This is a genomic window from Sphingobium sp. JAI105 (genome assembly GCF_015752145.1).
In the GTDB taxonomy this organism is placed as follows: Bacteria; Pseudomonadota; Alphaproteobacteria; order Sphingomonadales; family Sphingomonadaceae; genus Sphingobium; species Sphingobium xenophagum.
Map to the genome: position 1 here is coordinate 1,232,149 of NZ_JADOUC010000002.1, position 21,431 is coordinate 1,253,579.

The 21,431-nt window shown below is 60.5% G+C and carries 14 protein-coding genes; 12 read left to right on the plus strand and 2 right to left on the minus strand.

The annotated features are described in order from the left end of the window. Window positions 1-40 precede the first annotated feature (40 nt). Complete coding sequence (locus IWY39_RS23005; protein WP_229380809.1) at window positions 41-991, plus strand: LysR family transcriptional regulator; 951 nt, start codon at window positions 41-43, stop codon at window positions 989-991. A 65-nt stretch (window positions 992-1,056) separates the two neighbouring features. On the opposite strand, the gene IWY39_RS23010 is transcribed toward IWY39_RS23005, so the two are convergent. Next, window positions 1,057-2,244 carry an acyl-CoA dehydrogenase family protein gene (locus IWY39_RS23010; RefSeq protein ID WP_107126357.1) on the minus strand — a complete coding sequence of 396 codons (1,188 nt, stop codon included), beginning with the start codon at window positions 2,242-2,244 and terminating at the stop codon, window positions 1,057-1,059. Between the two features lie 411 nt (window positions 2,245-2,655). Here IWY39_RS23010 and IWY39_RS23015 point away from each other — a divergent pair. From IWY39_RS23015 to IWY39_RS23050, 9 genes are all read left to right on the plus strand, one after another. Next, a protein-coding gene (locus IWY39_RS23015; protein WP_107124077.1) for an IS3 family transposase occupies window positions 2,656-3,827 on the plus strand; the annotation gives its coding sequence in 2 pieces (ribosomal slippage) (window positions 2,656-2,920 and window positions 2,920-3,827; 1,173 coding nt in all). An 81-nt stretch (window positions 3,828-3,908) separates the two neighbouring features. Then, entirely contained in the window at window positions 3,909-5,636 is a 1,728-nt protein-coding gene (locus tag IWY39_RS23020) for a TonB-dependent receptor (protein ID WP_229380689.1), read from the plus strand. Next, on the plus strand, window positions 5,630-6,457 hold the full coding sequence (locus IWY39_RS24240) for a TonB-dependent receptor (RefSeq protein WP_229380690.1): 828 nt from the start codon (window positions 5,630-5,632) through the stop codon (window positions 6,455-6,457). The genes IWY39_RS23020 and IWY39_RS24240 overlap by 7 nt, the downstream gene beginning before the upstream one ends. After that, on the plus strand, window positions 6,397-7,809 hold the full coding sequence (locus IWY39_RS23025) for an IS4 family transposase (RefSeq protein ID WP_107126268.1): 1,413 nt from the start codon (window positions 6,397-6,399) through the stop codon (window positions 7,807-7,809). Before IWY39_RS24240 ends, IWY39_RS23025 begins: the two co-directional genes overlap by 61 nt. A 381-nt stretch (window positions 7,810-8,190) precedes the next feature. After that, window positions 8,191-10,704, plus strand: a complete 2,514-nt coding sequence (locus IWY39_RS23030; RefSeq protein ID WP_229380708.1) for a TonB-dependent receptor — start codon at window positions 8,191-8,193, stop codon at window positions 10,702-10,704. A 10-nt stretch (window positions 10,705-10,714) separates the two neighbouring features. Continuing rightward, a complete protein-coding gene (locus IWY39_RS23035; protein WP_107125734.1) occupies window positions 10,715-11,968 on the plus strand; it encodes a YdcF family protein in 1,254 nt (417 codons plus the stop codon). Next, the gene (locus IWY39_RS23040) at window positions 11,965-13,899 is read left to right on the plus strand and encodes a glycoside hydrolase domain-containing protein (RefSeq protein WP_107125663.1); all 1,935 of its coding nucleotides are present in this window, start codon (window positions 11,965-11,967) and stop codon (window positions 13,897-13,899) included. Before IWY39_RS23035 ends, IWY39_RS23040 begins: the two co-directional genes overlap by 4 nt. Further along, window positions 13,896-15,101, plus strand: coding sequence for a phosphatidylinositol-specific phospholipase C1-like protein (locus IWY39_RS23045; RefSeq protein ID WP_261376070.1), 1,206 nt, complete (start codon window positions 13,896-13,898; stop codon window positions 15,099-15,101). Before IWY39_RS23040 ends, IWY39_RS23045 begins: the two co-directional genes overlap by 4 nt. A 273-nt stretch (window positions 15,102-15,374) precedes the next feature. Continuing rightward, window positions 15,375-18,152, plus strand: coding sequence for a TonB-dependent receptor (locus tag IWY39_RS23050; protein ID WP_196871723.1), 2,778 nt, complete (start codon window positions 15,375-15,377; stop codon window positions 18,150-18,152). Between the two features lie 86 nt (window positions 18,153-18,238). Here the strand turns inward: IWY39_RS23050 and IWY39_RS23055 are convergent, their stop codons facing one another. After that, on the minus strand, window positions 18,239-19,261 hold the full coding sequence (locus IWY39_RS23055) for a LacI family DNA-binding transcriptional regulator (protein ID WP_017181297.1): 1,023 nt from the start codon (window positions 19,259-19,261) through the stop codon (window positions 18,239-18,241). A gap of 168 nt (window positions 19,262-19,429) precedes the next feature. On the opposite strand from IWY39_RS23055, the gene IWY39_RS23060 reads away from it, so the two are divergent. Together IWY39_RS23060 and IWY39_RS24625 are read left to right on the plus strand one after the other, a co-directional pair. After that, window positions 19,430-21,289: an alpha-amylase family glycosyl hydrolase gene (locus IWY39_RS23060; protein WP_107125665.1), complete on the plus strand. Its 1,860-nt coding sequence runs from the start codon at window positions 19,430-19,432 to the stop codon at window positions 21,287-21,289. Next, window positions 21,286-21,431, plus strand: a 146-nt coding sequence (locus IWY39_RS24625) for an alpha-amylase family glycosyl hydrolase (protein WP_196871724.1), incomplete at its 3' end; no start/stop codon positions are given. The genes IWY39_RS23060 and IWY39_RS24625, both read left to right, overlap by 4 nt.

Sequence of the window (21,431 nt, forward strand, 5' to 3'; positions counted from 1 at the left end):
ATCCGATTGACTAATCTGGCTCTATGAAAGAGGGAGAGGCATGGAAGAAAGACCGGACCTAGGTAACGTGATGGCGATGATCTCGTTCGCCGCCGTTGTAAGCACAGGGGGGTTTTCGAACGCCGCCAATTTGCTGGGCTATTCAAAGGCCGCCGTCAGCCGCCAAATCGCCAAACTCGAACAAAGCATTGGCGTGCGCCTGCTGGAACGGACGACGCGTTCCGTTTCGCTGACCCCTGCCGGACGCGAAATGTATGCGCGCTGCGCCAGAATTGTCGATGAGGTGAATGAGGCAAATCAGATCATCACAGGGATGGTGTCAAAGCCTCGCGGCGATCTCAAGGTCAATGCGCCCGTCGTTTCCTCGCTGTTCGACCTGACGGCGATAATACCCAGATTTTTGCAAACCTATCCGGACGTACGCCTGTTCCTCAACTTGTCGGACAGCCATGTCGGGATGCTCAAAGGTCGTTTCGACGTGGCCTTCTGGATGGGCGACCCACCTGACTCCAGCTTTGAATATGTGCTGCTTCGGGATTATCCGATGGTTTTGATCGCAGCGCCGGCCTATCTCGCCAAGACCGGCAAGCCGCATACGCCGCATGATCTGAAGGATCACACTTTCATCATTGAAACCCATCTCTCGAAAGTGGGCGAATGGCGACTTTCCGATGATGTGTCGGTTACCGTCAATCGCGGCCCGCTGACCAGCAATTCGGTTCGCATGGCGCGCGAGGCCGCGCTTCAAGGTCTCGGCATCAGCTACCTGCCTCGCTTCCTGGTGGAAGAAGACATCGCGGCGAACCGGCTGGAACCGCTCCTGACCGACGTGGTCAGCGAAAGCATCCCGCTTCATATCATCTTCCCGCGCGGCAATTTCGCCCTTTCCAAGGTCAGGGCGTTCGTCGATTTCGTTCGTGAAAATATGCAGCATGACAAGCCGGACGCTTCAGGCCCCCTGCTGGCACTCGCGCACGACCTGAAATCCTGACGCCGCTTCAGCCCGGTATCCGGCCCCTTCCAGGGCCGGGATAAGCCGGGGTTGATCTGATCCGATCACAAATCCATGCAATCATTGTCGAAACCGAACGCAAGGCCGCCGACATTGCGCGCATAGGGATAGGGATTGTTGGCGACATGCGCGCGTGCGCAATGAATATCGAGAAACGCGCGCTGGACGACATTGCCGGAATAGATCGCCTTTCCTCCCGAAAACAACATCAGCTTGTCGATTGCTTCGACACAGCGTGAAACCATGGCGGTGGTGCTATGGCCCAATTCCGCGCGGCGCTCGATCGGCCAGTCGCCACTTACCGCCCTGGCATCCAACTCCGCCAGATCCGCCGCGAGCCGCAGCTCAAGATCGCTCAATATGAGCTTCACATCCGCGACCGCTTTCTGGATCGTCGGATCGCTCGCCACGCTCAATCCGGTATAAGTCGTGCGCTTCTTGCGCGTCGTTTCCACAAACACATTCAATGCCCGTCGCAGCGAGCCAATGGATGTGGTCGAAACCGTCCGGTTGAAAAGCTGCGCAAACGGAATCGCATAGAGCGCTTCGCTGTTGAGCGCGTGTCCGGGACAATCCAGATTGAACATGTCGCGTTCGCGCAGGACGCGATGCTCCGGGACGAACACGTCATCCACAACGATATCGTTGCTTCCGGTCGGGCACAGGCCCATCACATTCCAGGTATCGACGATAGTATAGTCGCTGCGCGGCAGCAGGAAATTATAGGGTTCGGCTTTACCATCCCCCCCTTCTGCAACCATGTTCGCGCCCAATATCACCCATGAACAATGCGCCGACCCGCTCGAAAATGCCCAGCGACCGCTGAACCGATATCCACCATCCACCTTCCTGGCCTGCCCGGTCGGCATATAGGATGAACTGATCAGCACGCTTTGGTCCTGCCCCCAGACATCTTCTGCGGCCTGTGGATCGAACAGGGCGAGCTGCCAGTTGTGAACGGCGACGACGCCATAGACCCACGCGCTGCCCATGCAGCCCTCCGCCAGCGTCTTTGCCACCTCGCAATAGACAGCCGGTGACATTTCATAGCCGCCATAGCGTTTGGGCTGTAATATCTTGAAAAAGCCGGCATCCTGAAACGCAGCGATGGTTTCCGCCGGCACCTGCCTGTTGGCGATCGCCTGCGCTTCACGCTCCTGCAGGATCGGAACGAGCGCACGGGCGCGCTCTACAATAGCGTCCGGGGTGATGCTGGTTTCCACAGGGTGCATTTGCGATAATCCGTTTGCGGCTTTCAGGACCTGAGGCACGTTGCTCTCCTTTTCGGGCAGCGAATCAATGCGACGATTGGTCTAATGTACCTCATGGCAATCTCAATTGACAATCGGCTATAATTCTAGCGATTGTTGCGTGATGGCAACAGGAAGCTCGCCCATGTTTGATTATTTAACGTTTATATTCAGTATTTTATATCCCCATCTGCCTGACGGCGCTCAAATCAGAAAAACCGGCTCCATCGATCATTTTATTGTTTCTATTTAGGACCAATGAAAGCATAATCCCGCCTGCTGTAAATTTATATTGCCGCGTCACGACGGCTCGTTTTGCAGCTTGCCTGTTGATCTGCCCCCTGCTGAGTGGCCCAGAGACTATGATAGTCTGGACCACGAAGGGGAAAATGAATGCCGAGCAAGAAGCACAAGCCGGAAGAGATTATCGGCAAGCTGCGTGAAGTTGAGATTGTGCTGGCGCAGGGGGCCTCGACAGCGGAGGCCTGCCGGCGGATCGCGGTCAGCGAGCAGACCTATTATCGCTGGCGGAAGGAATATGGCGGGCTGAAGACCGACCAGGCGCGGCGGATGAAGGATTTGGAGAAAGAGAACCAGCGTCTTCGCCGGGCGATTTCGGACCTGACGCTGGACAAGTTGATCCTGCAGGAGGCTGCCAAGGGAAACTTCTGAGCCCTGCGCGGCGGCGGCGCTGCATCGATCATTTGCGACAAGAGCTTCCGGTGTCCGAGCGACGGATATGCCGGGTGCTGGGTCAGCATCGATCGACACAGCGCAAGGTGCCGCGCGGGGCGGATGACGAACAGGCACTGACAGAGGATATCATCGCTTTGGCGAAGCAATATGGTCGCTATGGCTACCGCCGGGTGACGGCATTGCTGTGCCATGCGGGATGGACGGTGAACCATAAACGCGTTGAGCGGATCTGGCGGCGTGAGGGGCTGAAGGTTCCGCTGCGCCAGCCAAAGCGCGGACGCCTATGGCTCAACGACGGATCCTGTATCCGCCTGCGGCCCGAATATCCAGGTCATGTATGGGCCTACGACTTCGTCGAAGGGCGCACGCATGACGGGCGCAAGTTCCGCATTTTGACGATCATCGACGAGGCCAGCAGGGAGTGCCTGGCGCTCATCGTCGCGCGGCAGCTCAAGCATGAGGATGTTCTGGCAGCGCTCGCCGACCTGTTCATCTCGCGCGGGCCACCGGCGCATATACGGTCCGATAATGGCAGCGAATTTATCGCGACTGCCGTCCAGAAATGGTTGGGGCAGATCGGCGTGAAGACGCTCTACATCACGCCGGGTTCACCATGGGAGAATGGCTATAACGAAAGCTTCAACGGGTCGCTTCGCGACGAACTGCTCAACGGCGAGATCTTCTACAGCCTTGCCGAGGCCAAAGTGCTGATCGAAGCCTGGCGGCGGCATTACAACACCGTCCGCCCGCATAGCAGCCTGGGCTATCGACCACCGGCCCCGGAAACGGCGACACCGCCATATCCGGCCTCCGGTTCCGCTTCGCTCCACCTCCACCCGGATATGGCGGCGATGAGCTTAATGCACTAACAAACCAATCGGTCCACTCGGTGGGGGCAGATCACTGTTCGCAGTGCTGTGGGGACAAAAAAATCAAGGGAGTGAGTGATCATGCAGAATAAGACACGCGCCGCGCGGTGCGTTTCGTTGATATTGGCGTGCTCGGCGTTGACCGTTCCGGTTCTGGTCAGTGCTCAGGAAACCACTGATAACGGCGCGCAGCCGGCACTGTTCGGCGAAATCGTCGTCACCGCCAACAAGCGCAGTGAAAGTCTGCAGAAAGTTCCCATTTCGGTCAGCGCCTTTACCGGCGAACAGATCAACCGCCTGGGCATCACCGAAACGACGCAGATCACGCAGCAAATCCCCTCTTTGCGCGTCAATGCCTGGTCGCCGAACCTGACCATTTTCAGCCTGCGCGGCATATCGCAGAGCAATTTTACCGATAATCTGGAAGCGCCGGTCGCTGTCTATCAGGACAATGCCTACATCGCATCGATGAACGCGATTTCGGGCCAGTTGTTCGACATCAAGCGTGTGGAGGTCCTGCGCGGACCGCAGGGTACGTTGTTCGGTCGCAATGCCACTGGCGGGTTGATCCATTATCTCAGCGAAGATGCCAGTAGTGACGAATTGAACGGCTATGTTCAGGGCGAATATGGCCGATTTGACAGCAAGTCTCTGGAAGGCGCCGTCGGCGGGCAACTCACGCCGGGGCTGCGCTTCCGCGCCGCCGCCCGCATGGAAAAGGCCGATGGCTACATCAAGTCCCGCGACACGCTGGCGCCCGATGGTTCGCTGATCGCGCCAGGCAGCGGACAGGATCTGGGCGGCAAGAACGGATGGGCGGCGCGCCTCAATATCCAGGCGGACTTTTCACCCGATGCAACGCTCAGCCTCTGGTACAAGCATTCCGAAGACAATAATGTCGCGACTGGCGGCTATGTGTTTGAAAACTGCGTCTATCTCGACAATGGCTATTGCAACACCAACGCGGCGGGCCTGAGCGACGACCAGAATGGCGTGATCAACGGTGTCACTGGCGAAGCAGCGTCGCCATGGGTTCATTTCGGCGAGCGCAAAGGCAGGCTCGACCGGGTGATGAACAGCTATCAGGCCGAACTGAACTGGGATCTTGGCGCGGCCAAGCTGACATCCATCACAAATTATCTGGAGATGGACAAAACCTATGCAGAAGATGGCGATGCGCTGCCCTTCCTCATCGTCAACGTCGACACCTCGATCAACTTTCACCAGTTTTCGCAGGAACTGCGGTTTGCGGGCGAGACAGACCGTCTGAAATGGCAGCTTGGCGCCTATTATCTCAACATGTTCTATGACGGCGTTCACGGCGTCACCGGCGCGCCGATCTACGATCTGGCAGTGTCGGGAAATGGCGGTTTCTCCGTCCCGACCGTCGATCAATTTTACAAGATCAGATCGAAAAACTGGTCGCTATTCGCTCAGGGCGACATCACGCTGACGGAACGATTGTCACTGACATTGGGCGGCCGATATTCGAAAGATAATAAATCCATCGCCTATGTTAACATCCTGAGCGATCCCACCTATGCGCCGCAACCCAACCCCGTCGTGCTGTTCACCGACAAGGATCTGGCGGCCGTCGTACCTGGCGTCAATCGTGAAAAATATGGCGGTTGGGCAGCCCGCGCGTCCCTCAATTTTCAGGCCACTCCAGACACGCTGCTGTTCGCATCCTGGAACCGGGCATCAAGGGCGGCAACTGGTCGCTTTCTTCCAATATCGCCGCCGCTGATTTCCAGCACCGGCCTGAAACGCTCAACAGCTTCGAAGCAGGATTCAAAACGTCCGTGCTAGGGCGATCGCTGCGCCTCAACGGCACCCTATTCCATTATATCTACGATGATTATCAGGCTTTTTCCCTTGCCGGCGGCGTGCCGCATGTTTTCAACAGCAATGCCCATGCGACCGGCGCAGAGCTGGAAGCCTTCTGGTCCCCGTCGAAGAATTTCGATGTTGTGTTGGGCGGCACTTGGGAAACATCGTCGGTCGACAGCATACCGGCGACCGACGTCCAGTTTGGACCGGAGTTTTTTCCGGGAGCGCCTGACAGTCAATATTGCACCAATCTGGGCGGCCTGTTCCGCTGCGATTTCCCGCAAAAGACCATTAAAGGCGCACAATTTCCAAACGCCCCGCGCTTCAGCGTCAACTATCTGCTGCGCTACAACCATGACGTTCCGGGCGGCAACATCGCCGCGCAAATCGACGGCGTATGGTATGACGATCAATATCTGGAAGTGACCAACGGCCTGGGTTCGCAGCAGAAGGCCTATAATGTCACCAACGCGTCCCTGACCTATCGGCACGAAGGCACGGGCATGTCGCTCACCGCATGGGGACGCAATGTGTTCGACAAGGCCTATCGCGCCTATGCCCTCAACCTCGGCATTCTGGGCGTCACCTCCATCTATGCCCCCCCGGCGACATATGGTGCGACCCTCTTGCTCTTACCCACAAGTGGTCGCGTGCGTGATTCGGCCTGCCGCGCGCCCATTGCGTGGCTGGAATCACCCATGATTCATTCTCCGGCACCTTTGGATAGTGAGGTGCCGGGATGGAACATAGCTGGGTGGACAAGGAAACGGCCGAGACCAATTTGGGTGATGCGCGGCTGAACCGACGACTTGGAGCGATGCTTGAAGCACTTGAACAGCGCCCTGGGCAATCTCTGCCGACGGCTTTTCAGGACTGGTCGAATACTAAGGCCGCCTACCGGTTCCTCTCGAACGAGAACGTGAGCGAAGACAAAATCCTGGAAGGGCATTTTGCAGCATCCGCCTTGCGCATTCAGGCAACCGAAGGTCCGATCCTCATCTTGCAGGACACCACCGAATTCAATTTCAAGCGCGCGGATCCGGATAAGATCGGATTTACGAAAAGCTCGACTGGTCGCAAGTTGAAGGATGGCCGGTTCCAGAAGTTCACGATCTGCGGCCTTCTGATGCATGTCAGCCTTGCGATTACGCCAGATGGACTGCCGTTGGGTCTCACGGCGGCGAAATTCTGGTCACGCTCCAAGTTCAAGGGAACTGCAGAGCTCAAGCGCAGGGTCAATTTGACCCGAATTCCCATCGATCAAAAGGAAAGTATCCGTTGGCTTGATAATTTGCGCCGGTCTACCGAATTGGCTGGAGAGCCGGGGCGATGTGTACATATCGGAGACCGCGAAAGCGACATTTACGAGCTTTATTGCTTGGCTGAAGAGCTCGGTACCAAATTCCTCGTGCGCAGCTGCGTCGACCGCCTGGCTCAAGATGGCAAGACGACCATCGCCCAAGTTATGGAAAGGACGCCGTGCAGCGGGACCCACGAGATCCAATTCCGCGATGCGAAAGGCAAGGAGCAGCGGGCAGTGCTATCGATACGATATGCAACAATGACGGTCCGGCCTCCAATCGGAAAACAGAAGAAATACATAAACCAAGAGCTTCAGATCATCCATGCCGAAGAACTCAATCCGCCGGAAGATCGCGAACGGATTCACTGGAAGCTTATAACTAATTTGCCTGTCAAAAACCACGCCGATGCCGTGCATAAGCTTGACTGGTACTCCAAGCGCTGGAAGATCGAGACATTCTTCCGGACCCTGAAAACCGGGTGCCGGATCGAAGAACTTCGCCTGACTACGATCAACCGCTTGGCCAATTGTATCGCCTTGTGCTGCGTCGTTGCCTGGCGCGTGTCATGGCTGACGATCCTGGCTCGTGAGGCTCCAGAGGCCACGCCTGCTGCCGTCTTCACCGAAACGGAGCGCAACCTTCTCGATAGCTCGACGCCAAAGTTGAGACGCGCGCCATCCCGCAACCTCGCATTCTATGTCAGAGCCGTCGCAAGGCTCGGAGGCTACCTGGACCGCGCGTCTGACCCACCACCCGGCACGACCGTCATATGGAGAGGAATGACGCGACTCGCCGATCTCGTTGAGGGAGCTCGAATCTCGAGGCCCCCAGCAGGCACTTGTGGGTAAGAGCAAGTGCGACCCTGCGCATACCTTTTGGCGCGCGATAAGCAGCCTGTGCCCAACCCCGGAGCTGCACGGCTCCGGGGCCATTTCGTCCTGACCGGAACGAGATAGCCTCCATCTCAAGCAACGCGATAACGCTTTCGACGGTAACATTATCGTTTTAAGTCAGTCTGTTGTGCCAGACGCTCCAAGTGATCGACAGGGGCGGCGGAGCCGGATGGCCGCCAAGGCGCGGACATGATCGGGGCCACGCATGACGCGCCAAGGCGCGTCAAAATTTTTTACGAACCATCCTCACCCTTTCCGACGTCGACCCGCCAAACTGTCATGGCTGTGTCGCGAAGCGCCCCTAACCGCCCGTCATCCAAGCGGGGGAGTCGCTCAATGCAACCTACAGTTCACAAGTCCAAAGCTGCCATTTTGATCACGTCGCTCAGCGCACTGGCGCTGTCGTTATCCTGCGCTGCCGCCGCGCAGGAAGCCGCGCCGGCCGTTGCCGCCGGTGCGGACGAAGATGCCGAATCGGACATAGTCGTGACCGGCAGCGCGCGCGCCCAACGCCGCTTTGACGTGTCCTATGCTGTCAATTCGCTCGGCGAGGGCGAAATCCAGAAGATCGCGCCCAAGAATTTCGCCGATCTGCTCGGCACGGTTCCGGGTATTCAGGTGGAAGCGACGGGCGGCGAGGTGCAGAACATCACCCGCGTACGCGGCATCCCGACCGATCGCGGCTATCTGATCTTCCAGCAGGACGGACTGCCGCTCTATCATGAGATCGACGGCGTGTTCTTCAACTCCGGCGACGGCATGAACCGCTATGATCTGATGACCGAGCGGATCGAAATCGTCCGCGGTGGTCCAGCGCCGATCTACGCGAGCAGCGCCGCCGCCATTGCAAATAACATCACGGTAACCGGCGGCCCGGAATCGCGTGGCAAGGCGCAGATCACGCTGGGCGATACCGGCCTCTATCGGCTCGACGCCATGCAGTCTGGCCCCATCAGCGATAGCAGCTATTACGCAATTGGCGGTTTCCTGCGCCAGCATGATGGCTATCGCGACGCCGGCTTTCCCAACGACAAGGGTGGCCAGATCCGCGCCAATCTGAAGCATGATCTGGACAATGGCTTCGTCAAGGTGACGATGCAGTATACGAACGATCACAACCTGTTCTATCTGCCGATCCCGATCGCCGATCCGCGCAATCCCTCCGTCTCGCTCGATCCTTACATCGACTATCACACCGGCACGATGAATTCGCCGTCGCTGCGCAACGTGAATTTCAAATATCGCGATGGCGCAGGCGTGACCCAGAGCATGACGCGCGATCTGGCCGATGGCCGCCATATCCGCTTCTTCAACGCCGGCATTCAATATGAAGGCGATTTCGACGGTTGGATCGTATCCGCCAAGGGCGGATTTACCAAGGGCAAGAACAGCTTCGACGCCTTCTATTCGACCACCAATCCGGTCGATGGCAATGCCTTCATCGCCAGCAATCTGGCCGCCGCACGCACAGCTTTCGGTGCGGACGTAGCGCGCCTGGGCTATGCGATTGCCGGTACGAACGGCGCAACGGTCTATGATCCCTATGCCGCTTCCGGGCTGGTCATGTCCGGCCAGTATCGCGTTTCGGAATCCAAATTCTATTCGGGACAGGCTGATCTGAGCGTGACCCGCCAATTCGAAACCGGCTTTGGCACGCACGACGTGCGCGTCGGCACCTATGGGTCATTCTACGGCAACACGCTGTTCCAGGCCTATCAGGACATGCTGATCGAAGTGAAGAGCCGGCCACGCACGCTCGATCTTGTCGCTTATTCGGCCACGGGCGCCGTGCTTGGCTCGGTCACGCAAAATGGGGTTTTGCGCTACACGACCACGCTCAATCAGGGCAAGGCCGATGCGAAGATGATCGCGATCTACGCGAACGACACCTGGGACGTCACCGACGGGTTGAAGATAGACGGCGGCATCCGCAAGGAATGGTACGATTATGATGGCTATTCGCTGCTGTCGACCAGCGCCAATCTGGGCGATCCCACCACGATAGCCGACAATAACACCCGCGCCTTCACGGGTGCGATCGTGAACCGGACGCTCAAGCCTTCGGCGACCAACTGGACATTGGGCGCCAATTACGATTTGAACGGCAATCTGGGCGCCTATGGCCGCGTCTCCAATCTGGAAGTGCCCCCGCAGATGGGCGTCGTATCCACCCCGGCGCCGACCATCATCAAGACCAAGGCGCGCCAGTATGAACTGGGCGTCAAGGCAAGCTACGGCCCGGCCTATGTCTATGTGACGGGATTTTACACCAAATTTAACCCGTTCAACGCCTCGTTCATCGCCTTCAACCCGGCGACCGGCCGCAACGACCAGTCCGTGCCCTTCATCGGAGAAGCGGTCGTGAAGGGGGTGGAAATCGATGGCAAGATTGCGCCTGTCCGCTGGTTCGAACTGGCCGGTTCCATAACCTATTCCGATGCGCAATATCGCAACCTGCAAAACTCGTCCGGTGCCGATCCCAGCGCGGTCAACGGCAATCAGATCATCCGTGAACCCAAATTCTTCGGCAATGTGCGTCCGGCATTCACCTTCCCGGTTGGCGAAGGTGAATTGCAGATCGCAGGGCGCTATGAATGGGTCGGTCGCCGTTATGTCGACCTTTTCAATCTGACCGCGCTGCCCGCCTATCAGACCTTCGGCGCCAGCGCGGCCATGACCTACGGCAAATGGCGCTTCCAGGTGGTGGGCGACAATCTGAGCAACGCCAAGGGATTGACCGAAGGCAATCCCCGCACGGACCAGCTTGCCGGGCAAGGTGCAAGCGATGCGATCTATGGTCGTCCGGTGTTCGGCCGCAACTTCCGCTTCATCCTTAGCCGGAGCTGGTGATTTGCGCCTGATGCGTGCCTGCGCCTTCGGGCCTTTCGTGGCGATTGCCCTGTCGCTGGCGTCGGTAACGGCCGTGGCGCAGGAACCTGCGGGGTACGCATCACCCTTTGCCGACACGCTGTCGACGCGTGTCTTTCCGCTGTTCGCCATGTTGCGGACAGCGGACAGATGGGCTGAGGCATTGCGGGACGACCATGTTCTGCAAACGCTAATGGCCGATCGCGCGGCACGCATTCCCACAGGCACATGCACGCCATCGCCGCACTGCCTGGCCGATGCGTGGCTATGGACCGATGCGGACATCGCCCTGGCGCAAACCCGCCTGCGGCTCCTGTTGGACGATCCCAAACTGGGCAAGGCGCTGGTCGCGCAGCAGATGCGCCCATCGGGACGTTTTGCGCGATATGCGGCTTTGTCCGATGCCGATCTGCTGGCTGCGGCATGGACGGAAACGGCGGCGGCAACCAACCGCGTGATCGCTGTCTATGCCAAGGGTGTGGCGCCGCGCTATCCTGTCATAGATGCGACCATCTTTCCTGTAGCGTCGCCACAGATGGCCGACATTTTGAGCGCGCACGGCGTCGCCACCGCTGCGCAGGCCAAGGGCAACGACCTGTTTTTCGATCCCGCCTTGCGTTATGCGGCGGGTCTGCTGCAAATGAACGAGCGCATCGACGCGGGCAATTTCCGGCCATTGCTCGGCGGCGACAATGCCGCGACGAACCGCGCCATCGACGCAATGAACTGGCGCGGAAAGCCCTATACCGCTTTGCTGGTCTTTGGTCACGGACCAGAAGATGCGCAATCGCGCACGGGCGTGCTGGGGCATATCCGCCTGTCGATCGCCGCCGATATGTTCGCGCGCGGCGTCGCGCCGTTCATCATCGTGTCGGGCGGCAATGTTCATCCCAATCGCACACCGTTCAACGAAGCGGTCGAGATGAAGCGGCTGCTTGTCACGCAATATGGCGTGCCCGCCGACCGCATATTGATGGAACCGCACGCGCGCCACACCACCACCAATTTGCGCAACTGCGCGCGGCTGTTGCTGGCCGCGAAATTTCCGACCGACCGGCCAGCGCTGGTCGTGTCGGATCATCGCACGATCCAATATATCGGCAGCGACATGCTGGCGCAGCGCAATCTCGCGGAAATGGGCGTGCAGCCCGGTCGCCTGAAAGCGGGGCCTGATCAGTTCACGCTGATGTTCACGCCGGACCCGGCCGCCTTCCATGTCGAAGCCATCGACCCGCTCGATCCATGAACCGCATCGTCTCTACCCTATCGGCAATTCTGGCATATGGCGCAATTGCCGCGACGGCGGGCGCGCGCGAGCCGGGGTTGCTGGTCGATCCCTTCGTAGGCACGCTCGCCGATTATGGGCAACTCAGTCCGGCAGCCGTCGCGCCTTTTGGCATGGTCCAGCTTGGCCCTGATACGACGCCTGCCAATCATGCCGGCTATGACCACGCCGCCACCACGCTTACCGGATTTTCGCACACGCGCGGCGTCGGTGTCGGCTGCGACGGCGCGGGTGGCGACGTCAAGGTCATGCTTGCCTATGATGACGCCACTGATCCCGCGCCGATCGACAAGCGCCGTGAGCGCGCCCATGCGGGCTATTATGGCGTAAGTTACGGTCCGGGCATCCTTGCGGAGATGACCGCTACGCGCGGAGCAGGCGCCTTGCGCTTCACCATACCGAAATCCGGACAGGTCAATGTCATGATCGCCTTCGATCGTGGCTATTCCAGGCGCATCGCCGCCCATTGGCAGGCGCAGCCGGACGGCGATCTACAGGCCAGTTTTTCGGCAGGCACCGTCTGCGACGCGGGCACCTATCATCTCCACTCAGCGACCCGCCTGACCCATAATGGCAATCCGGTAACGGCAATCTGGCAAGGCGACCCGGCGCACGATGCGCAACTGGCGCTGAAGGTGCGCAGCGGCGATATTGTCGAACTGCGCACGGGCCTTTCCTCGGTTGATCCGATGGCCGCAGCCAATGTACGTGACGCCGAACTGGGCGACCGCCCCTTTCAGGCCATTGCCGACCGGATATTGGCCGACTGGAACAGGCAACTTTCCCGCGTCCATATCGGTGGTTCCCAAAAGCAGCAGGCACTGCTTTACACCGCATTGTTCCGGGTAATGCAGTCGCCGGTCGCCATCGCAGACCCTGACGGGCGCTTCCGCGGCAGCGATGGCATGGTTCAACGGCTTTCCCCCGGACAGCAACATTATACCAGTTGGGCGCTCTGGGACAATTACCGGACGCAGATGCCCCTGATTGCGCTGATCGATCCGGATCGTGCCGCGCAGATCGCACGCTCGCTGGTGAGGCTCTACCAGAGCGGCAAGGCGCGCTGGGCGACGCCGACCGAGCCATTTCTGACCGTACGCACCGAACATGCGGGCATTGCCCTGCTCGATTTCCGACGCAGGGGCATTACCGATTTCGACGCGAAAGCAGCCTTGGCCGGGATGGTCGCCGAAAGCGCCACGCTTGCGCGAAAGACGCCGGACGAACAGATCGAGGCCGCCTATGATGATTGGGCGATTGCCGAACTGGCGTCGGACCTGAGCGAAACCGCCACCGCACAGGCGTTTCGTGCGCGGGCGCTCAGCTATCGTCCGATGTGGCTGGCGACCTTTCGGGATCTGGGGGACGATGCTGATATCGTGAAGGCGCGGGGGCTATATCAGGGCACATTGGCCCAATATCGCTGGGCCCCGGTGTTCGATCTCCCCTGGCTGGCGCAAACGCTGGGTCCGCGGTTCCGGCCTGAACTGGATCGCTTCTTCGCCGACAATCTGTTCAACATGACGAACCAGCCGGACATTCATACGCCCTATCTCTTTGCATGGGCGGGCGACAAGGCTGCGACCGAACGGGTGGTGCGCCGCTATATCACCCAGTCGGTCCCCCATCGCTACGTCAATTCCGGCGTGCGGCCACAGCCTTGGGTAGGACACAGCTTTGCCTTGTCACCGCAGGGTTTTGCCGACGGCATGGACGATGACGCGGGCACCATGTCCGCCTGGTACGTGTGGGCCATGCTCGGCCTCTATCCGATAACGCCCGGCGATCCGCGCTATGTCGTCACGACGCCGATAGGCCGGAACATTCGGATCAACGGCACGGCTTTGAAGGACTTGCCGGTCCGGTCGATGCAGCAGGAGACAGGTCAGTGAAACGGTTTGCGATGATGGCCGGCCTTGCCGCGACCCTGTGTGGAGCAATGGCCGTGGCGCAACCTGCGTCGAACGCCGACGCTGTACCCATCAACGCCATACAAGTGGTCGGCACGCACAACAGCTATGCAATCCCGGCCGATCCGCGCGTGATGGCGCTGATGGCACCACGTCTGTCCGCGTTCATGGCCAAAATGAACGACATGATGCTACCCGCCCAGCGGGCGCAGATGCTGGATGAACATCCCGGTCGCCTGACGGACATGGCGGTCAGCCTCGATTATGTGCAGATGCCGTTGCAGGCGCAGTTGCGCAGCGGCGTTCGCAGCATAGAAATCGATCTGCAACCCGATCCTGCCGGTGGCGCCTATGCCGATCCCCTGCCCTATCGCCAGTTGCGCGCGCAGGGGGTGACCGATCTCGCGCCAATCTATCGCGATGAATTGGCAAAGCCGGGGATGAAGGTGCTGCATGTCGCGGACCTGGATTTTCGCAGCCAGTGCCCGACCTTTCGCCACTGCCTGACGCTGATGAAACAATGGTCGGACGCCACGCCGAACCACAGCCCGGTATTCGTGCTGCTAGAGCCCAAGCTGTCTGGCCTGGACAAGGCGATCCCCGGCGCGACACAGATTCCGCCCTTCGACAAGGCGGCGTTCGATGAAGTGGATGACAGCATCCGCAGCATCCTTGGCCGCGACAAGCTTTTTACGCCCGACGACCTGCGGGGGGACTTGCCGACCCTCGAAGCTGCCGCATTGGCAAAGCGCTGGCCGACGCTGGGGCAGGCCCGTGGCAAATTCCTGTTCCTGTTTCTCGTGCCGGGCATGAATCTCAATGCCTTCGCACCCTATCTGGACGGACGCCCGTCACTTCAGGGACGCGCCGCCTTCGTCCAGGGTCAGGCCGGTATGGCGCACACGGCCTTCATGCTGTTCGACAATGCGCTGACGCGCGGCGCTGAAATAGGCGATGCTGTCCGCAAAGGGTATCTGGTGCGGACACGCGCCGACATTGACACCGTCGATGCGCGCGACGGTTCAGGCAAGCGCCGCGACGCAGCGCTGGCCAGCGGCGCACAGATCATATCGACCGATTATCTGACCACGCCGAATATCTACGCCAACGACTATCACCTTGCCCCCTTTGCGCAGGGATGGCGCTGCAACAGGCTGGTCTATCGTTGCAGCAGCGTACGATAGGCATTGGCTACCGCCTCTCTGGCTAGCGGAGCTTTGATCGTGCCCGCGCTCCGTCCGCCCACAAAATAACCGCTCCTCGTCCCTCCCCGTCCTTGCCGCCACGCCCGCCCATTCAGCCGGGGAACCGCCGGGGTGCGGGGGATGTCGCGCGAAATCGCCTGAATACGTATGTGGGATTCTGTGCAGATCGGGCAGCACAGGGCTATCACGCCTCCAGACCCGCGAAAGCGGCAAGAAGCGCCTGACAGGCGTCTTGGGGAGGGTGTTTCTGCAATGCACAAATTTCATGGTTCCATTCTGCGCGCAGCTTTGATGGCGAGCGTTTCGCTTTCCGTAGCGTCTGTAGCATCTGCGCAGACGGCCGATGCGCCCGTCGCAGCCGACGAAGCTGGCGAGGCCATCGTCGTCACTGGCATCCGCGCCTCCCTCGCCTCCGCTGCGAAGATGAAGCGCGATTCGGTCCTGATCGTCGATTCCATCACTGCCGAAGATGTCGGCAAGCTGCCCGACGTGTCGATCGCGGACTCGCTGGCCCGCCTGCCCGGCGTCACCGCCCAACGTCTCGAAGGCCGCGACCAGCGCCTGTCGATCCGCGGCCTTGGCCCCGACTTCTCCACCACCCTGCTCAACGGTCGGGAACAGGTGACGGTCGGCGACAATCGCGGCGTGGAATATGACCAGTATCCGTCCGAATTCTTCCAGAACGTCAATGTCTATAAAAGCACCGATGCGTCGCTGATCGCGGCGGGCATTTCGGGCACGGTCGACCTCCGGATGCTGCGCCCGCTTGACAAGAATGACCGCATCATCGCCGTGTCGCTGCGCGGCCAGATGAACGGCATGAACAAGCTCAACCCGGACGGCGAACGCTATGGCTATCGCGCGTCGGCGACCTATGTGGATCAATATGCCGACGACACGCTGGGCCTGGCCATCGGCTTTGCGGCATCGCAAACCCCCTCGCAGAATGAACGCTTCAACGCCTGGGGCTATCCCACCGACGCCAGCGGCAACCTGATCATCGGCGGCGCCAAGCCCTATGTGCAGTCCAACCTGCTCAAGCGCTACGGCGCGGTCGGCACGCTGGAATGGCAGCCCAGCGACAATTTCCATTCGACCTTCGACGTCCTCTATTCGCATTTCGAGGAAGAACAGCGGCTGCGCGGCATCGAATTCCCGCTGGTCTGGGGCGCCAATGTGGGTGTCAGCGACGTGACGGTCGACAATGGCTTCGTCACCGGCGCGACCTTCAGCAATGTCTATGGCGTCCAGCGCAACGATTATAACAAGCGTACCGCCGACACGATCTCGCTGGGCTGGAACAACCAGTTCAGCCTGAACGACGCGCTTCGCCTGAACGTCGATGCCAGCTGGTCGCGCGCCAAGCGCACCGACTTCCTGCTCGAAACCTATTCGGGCACAGGCTATCTGCGGTCGGGCGTGCCGGACAGCGTGCGGGTCGATCGCCAGTCGAACGGCCTGTTCAAGATCGTGCCGACCATCGACTATACCAACACCGGGATCATCAGCCTGACCGATCCCAATGGCTGGGGCTATAATGGCACGACCGCCGTGGTGCAGGCCGGTTTCCTCAATCGGCCCAAATTCATCGACGACATGCGCTCGCTCCGCATGAACCTCAACGGCGACATCGAAGGCAGCCTGTTCAGCAACTGGGAAATCGGCGGCAACTATAGCCGTCGCAAGAAAACCAGCGCCTTTACCAGCTTTTTCCTGTGTCCCACGGGCGGCACCGATTGCACCGTTGCGGGCGGCACCCCCGGTTCCGCGCCGGTCCCAAGCGAAGCGCTGCTCGGCTCCAACGTCTCGCTTGGCTATCTGGGCGTCCCGGCGATGCTGACGCTCAATCCGCTCTATCTCTACGATAATGTGCTGGACGCGGTGTATGATAATCGCCCGCAATCGCTGGTGCGCGACAATTTCGTGAAGGAAGACGTGTTCACCGGCTATGCCAAGATGACGATGGACGGCGAACTGGGCGGCAAGCCGCTCAAGGGCGCCTTCGGCGTCCAGGTGATCCATTCCCGGCAGCGCTCGGTCGGCACCATTTCCAGCTTCAGCAACGGCGTCGTCACGGTGGTGCCCGCATCGGGCAAGGCCAGCTATACCGACTTCCTGCCAAGCGCGCAGATCTCGGTCGAACTGGAGCCGGGCTTCTTCGTCAAGCTGGGCGCGGCGCAGGCCATGGTCCGCCCCCGTCTGGATCAGGAGCGCGTGAACCAGGAATTCAGCTTTGATCCGTCCAAGATCGGCCTGGGTTCAGACCCCATGAACAGCCCGTTCAGTTCCAACGGCGGCAACACCAATTTGCGTCCCTCGCAGTCGACCAATATCGACCTGTCGGTGGAGCGCTATTTCCGCAATGGCGGCTATGTGTCGCTGTCGGGCTATTTCAAGAATCTGACCGATTTCGTCGATCCCAACAACAGCATCGCCTATGATTTCTCGTCGCTCCTTCCGGCATTGCCAGTGGACGTCCGCAACGAAATCATTGCCAATGGCGGCGCGATCGGCCTGCTCAAAGCGCCCGCCAACAACGGTCGGGGCACCATCATGGGCGTGGAAGGCACCGCATCGCTCCCCTTCAAGCTGTTCAGCGAGTCGCTTGATGGCTTCGGCCTGTTCGCCAGCGGCTCCTACACCCACAGCGAAGTCAAATATGGCTCCAACCCCACCGACACCGTGACCCTGCCCGGCCTGTCCAAATGGGTCGCCAGCGGCACCGCCTATTTCGAACGAAACGGGTTCCAGGCGCGGGTCAGCTATCGCTACCGTTCCTCCTTCCTGGGCGAAGTGGCGGGCCTGTCGGCAGCCCCGACCTTCCGCACCGCCAAGGCGGAAGGGATTTTGGACGCGCAGATCGGCTATGAATTCCAGTCCGGTCCGCTCACTGGCCTGTCTATCCTGCTCCAGGGCAAGAATCTGACCGACCAGCCGTTCGTCACCTATCAGAATGACGATCCGCGCCAGGTCATCGACTATCAGCGCTATGGCCGCGACTATTATCTGGGCCTGACCTACAAATTCTGATCGCCCTTCGCCAAACTGCCTGACTGCACGCAGGCAGCGCCGGGACCGCCGCTCCTTTTCACGGAGTTGGCGGTCCCTTCTTTTTGTCAGGCAGTCATGCGGGTGATCAGGCGGGGCGCCAGCAGCGTCGGCGTCACCGGCTTGCCCTGGATCAGCCCGATCAGCGCATCGACCAGCACTTCGCCCGCACGCAGATAATCCTGCGCCACCGTCGTCAATGGCGGGCGCGTCAGGCTGACCGCCGGAATATCGTCAAAGCCGATCAGGGCGACGTCGCCCGGCACCGCCATGCCTGCCTCATCCAGCGCCCGCATCGCGCCGATGGCGATCAGGTCCGAACCCGCGAAAATCGCGTCGAAGGGGACACCGCCCGCAATCAGTCGGCGCGCGGCCTCATGCCCTGAATGTTCGATCGACAGGGCATCGACATGCAGCCTGGGGTCGACGGGCAGGCCCGCTTCCGTCATCACCTGCGCCAGCCCCGCATAGCGGTCGCGAAATTCGGGGTAGCGGTCGGACGCATCGCCCAGAAAGGCGATGGCGCGACAGCCCCGTTGGATCAGACGACGCCCGGCGTCACGCCCGCCCTGCCGATTGTCGCAGCCAATCGTCATCCCCAGCGCATGGTCGTCAACCGATCCCCAGCGCACGAAATGCGTCCCCTGCGCTATCAATTGCTCCAGCCGCACGCGGTAGATCTCGTAATTGCCATAGCCCAGCAGGATGATGCCGTCGGCCTTGCGGCTATCCTCATAATCGACATGCCAGTCGGTCGATAATTGCTGGAAGGATGTGAGCAGATCATAGCCGCGCTTGGCGCAGGTTTGCAGGATCGGCCCCAGCATCGACAGGAAAAAGGGGTTGATCCAGCTTTCGTCGGGCAGCAGATCCTCGAAAAACAGCAAGGCCAGCGTGTTGCTCTTCCCCCGCCGCAGCGAAGAGGCATTTTTGTCCACCGCATAGTTGAGCTGGCGGGCAATCGCCTCGATCCGCTTGCGCGTCCCCTCGCTGACCGTGGGGTCGCCCCGCAGCGCGCGCGACACGGTCGGCTGGGAAACGCCGGCCAGTGTGGCGATGTCGAACGAGGTGATTTTTTCATTGACGGCCATGGTCTGATCCTACGCCCGTCCGGCCCGCTTGGAAAGCAGGGCGTTCAGTCTGGAACATGGCTTTGAATACGTATGTCACATGCTTGGCCCGGCGGACCAACGCCGCCTAAGAAGGGGGGAACAAGACCGCCGCAATCACGCAGGTGCGGCAAAAGAGGAGGATGAGGAATGGGCAGGCGCAATCCCACGCTGTTCGCTGCGCTGCTGGCACTGGCCAGCCCGGCCCTGTCGGAGGCGCCCCCCTCGCCCGCCGCAGCGGATTTTCGCGCCCGCCTGCCGGAGGATGAAGTCATCTATTTCGTCCTGCCCGACCGTTTCGACAATGGCGATCCACGCAACGACAAGGGCGGCTATGGCGGCGATCGACTGACCCATGGCTATGATCCTGCGGCAAAAGGCTTTTACCACGGCGGCGATCTTAAAGGGCTGACCCGGCGGCTTGACTATATCCAGGGGCTGGGCGCGACCGCCATCTGGGTTGGCCCCATCTTCCGCAACAAGCCGGTGCAGGGGGCCAAAGGTCAGGAAAGCGCGGGCTATCACGGCTATTGGATCACCGACTTCACCCATGTCGACCCGCATTTGGGCACCGACGCCGATTTCGCGGCACTCGTGGCGGCGGCGCACGCACGCGGCATGAAAGTCTATATGGACATCATCGCCAACCATACCGCCGACGTCATCCAGATGCGCGAATGTGCTGCGGCCCCCTGCCCCTACCGTTCGCGGGCCGACTATCCCTATCAACGGCGCGGCGGCGTCAACGGCCCGCCGATCAACAGCGGCTTTGCCGGCGATGACGATCATAGCGCGGACAATTTCGCCCGGCTGACCGATCCATCCTACGCCTACACCCCCTATGTCCCCAAGGGCGAGGAACAGGCCAAGACGCCCGCCTGGCTCAACGACGTCACCCTTTATCATAACCGGGGCGAAACGACCTACCGGGGCGAAAGCGCGACAATGGGCGATTTTGCCGGGCTCGATGACCTGATGACTGAAAATCCCCGCGTCATTGCGGGGATGATCGATATATTCGGCGGCTGGATCGACCGTTTCGGCGTCGATGGCTTCCGCGTCGACACGGCCAAGCATGTCGATCCGCATTTCTGGCAGGCTTTCGTCCCCGCCATGCAGGCGCGGGCGCGGGCCAGGGGCATCCCCAATTTCCACATTTTCGGCGAGGTGGCGGAAAGCGACATAATGTCCGGCGCGCTCGCCTGGTACACGCGCGAAGGCGGCTTTCCCGCCGTCCTCGACTTCGCCTTTCATCAGGCCGCGATCCAGACCGTCGCGGGTCCGGGTGCGACGGCGCTGTGGGAAAAGATGCTGCAAGGTGACGACCTCTATGTCCGGGGCGCCGCCACCGCGCGGCAGTTGCCGACATTCATCAGCAACCACGACAATGGCCGCTTCGCCACCTTCGTCCGCCGCGCCTTCCCCGCCGCCAGCGAACAGGAAGTGCTGGACCGCGTCACGCTCGGCCATGCCATGATGCTGACGCTGCGCGGCGCACCGACGCTCTATTATGGCGACGAGCAGGGCTTTTCGGGCGATGGCGGTGATCAGGACGCGCGCGAGGATATGTTCGGCAGCAAGGTCGCGTCCTACAACGACAATCGCCTCGTCGGCACCTACGCCACGACGGCCATGGCCCGCTTCGATCCGACCCATCCCCTCTATCGCACCATCGCCACGCTCGCCCGCCTGCGCACCGCCCATCCCGCGCTGCGCCGGGGCAAGCAGACGACCCGCGCCCGGTCGGAGGAGCCCGGCCTCTTCGCCGTCTCGCGCTTCGATCCTGATAGCGGCGCGGAATATCTCATCGCCTTCAACACTTCGACCGCGCCGATCGACACCCATGTTCAGGTCGATGTCGGATCGCGGGATTTCGTCACCCTCGCCGGTGCGCCCTGCGCCGCCCGCGCTGTCGCGCCGGGCAGTCTTTCGCTCCGCCTTCCTCCGCTTGGCTACAGCCTGTGCGCTGTCCGCCCTTCCCGTTCCTTGCCCGCAAAGTCCCCTGAATGACCGACACTCTACAGCCATGGTGGCGCGGCGCCGCCATCTATCAGATCTACCCGCGCAGTTTTGCTGACTCCAATGGCGATGGCATCGGCGATCTCAACGGCATCACTGCCCGCCTGCCCTATGTGGCATCGCTTGGCGTCGA

Bases quoted from the DNA above. Each gene is read 5' to 3' on its own strand.
- IWY39_RS23005 (WP_229380809.1), top strand. From the start codon at position 41: ATGGAAGAAAGACCGGACCTAGGTAACGTGATGGCGATGATCTCGTTC.
- IWY39_RS23010 (WP_107126357.1), bottom strand. From the start codon at position 2,244: ATGCACCCTGTGGAAACCAGCATCACCCCGGACGCTATTGTAGAGCGC.
- IWY39_RS23020 (WP_229380689.1), top strand. From the start codon at position 3,909: ATGCAGAATAAGACACGCGCCGCGCGGTGCGTTTCGTTGATATTGGCG.
- IWY39_RS23025 (WP_107126268.1), top strand. From the start codon at position 6,397: ATGGAACATAGCTGGGTGGACAAGGAAACGGCCGAGACCAATTTGGGT.
- IWY39_RS23030 (WP_229380708.1), top strand. From the start codon at position 8,191: ATGCAACCTACAGTTCACAAGTCCAAAGCTGCCATTTTGATCACGTCG.
- IWY39_RS23035 (WP_107125734.1), top strand. From the start codon at position 10,715: ATGCGTGCCTGCGCCTTCGGGCCTTTCGTGGCGATTGCCCTGTCGCTG.
- IWY39_RS23040 (WP_107125663.1), top strand. From the start codon at position 11,965: ATGAACCGCATCGTCTCTACCCTATCGGCAATTCTGGCATATGGCGCA.
- IWY39_RS23050 (WP_196871723.1), top strand. From the start codon at position 15,375: ATGCACAAATTTCATGGTTCCATTCTGCGCGCAGCTTTGATGGCGAGC.
- IWY39_RS23055 (WP_017181297.1), bottom strand. From the start codon at position 19,261: ATGGCCGTCAATGAAAAAATCACCTCGTTCGACATCGCCACACTGGCC.
- IWY39_RS23060 (WP_107125665.1), top strand. From the start codon at position 19,430: ATGGGCAGGCGCAATCCCACGCTGTTCGCTGCGCTGCTGGCACTGGCC.